The organism is Pontitalea aquivivens (assembly GCF_046507575.1).
Lineage (GTDB): Bacteria > Pseudomonadota > Alphaproteobacteria > Rhodobacterales > Rhodobacteraceae > Pontitalea > Pontitalea aquivivens.
In genome coordinates, this window is the sequence record NZ_JBKFEY010000105.1 from 1 (window position 1) to 802 (window position 802).

Consider the following 802-nt stretch of genomic DNA (forward strand, 5'->3'; position numbering starts at 1 on the left):
GCGAGGCGCCGAAGTCGTCAAAGCCGAAAGTGCATCTGCCCTGCGCCGGAGTGCGGGTGATCGAGATCGGGCAGTATACGACCGCGCCACTGGCGGCCCGGCAGCTTTCGTCGCTGGGCGCGGAAGTGATCAAGATCGAGCCGCCAGACGGCGAGGGCTCACGGGCCTGGCCGCCGCACCAGTCCGGAACAGGCTACTTCTTTGCCTTGAGTAACAGCGGCAAGCGAAGCCTGAAGATCGATCTGCGGGATCCTGCCGACAAGGAACTTTTTTGCGAGCTGCTGGAGCGGTCGGATGTGCTTCTGGAGAACATGAAGCCCGGATCGTTGGCCAGGCTAGGATTCTCCACTGCTCGACTGCAGTCGATCAATCCCCGCCTCGTGTATTGCGGCATATCGGGTTTCGGGTTCGACTCGAAGCTCCCCGGTCGCGGCGCATTCGATACTGTTGTTCAGGCGATGTCCGGAATCATGGACCAGACGCGCGTGGGCGACATTCCCATGAAGCTTGGTATCTCCGCGGGCGACATCACGGGGGGCCTGTTCGCGTTTTTCTCAATCCTTGTCATGTTGAGAGAGCGCGCGCGAAGCGGGCTGGGACAGAGCATCGATCTTGCCATGCAGGATGTCGCGATATGGACGACGCAGACGAATTGGAACGGGGAAACGCCGGACCCATGCGTCCTCGTCAAAACAGAAGAGGGCTATGTCGCTGTAGAGGCGGATACGGGCGCTCTGGATGCGGTGCTTAACAAAAACCGCTTATCGTCACGCGGGGCGATGATTGCTGCTCTGTCCCAGGT

General features: G+C 60.5%; 1 protein-coding gene. It reads left to right on the forward strand.

What is annotated here, in order from left to right; all coding sequences use genetic code 11:
- Positions 1–56: 56 nt before the first annotated feature.
- On the forward strand, positions 57–802 hold a 746-nt coding region (locus ACK8OU_RS20365; protein WP_410305145.1), incomplete at its 3' end, for a CaiB/BaiF CoA transferase family protein.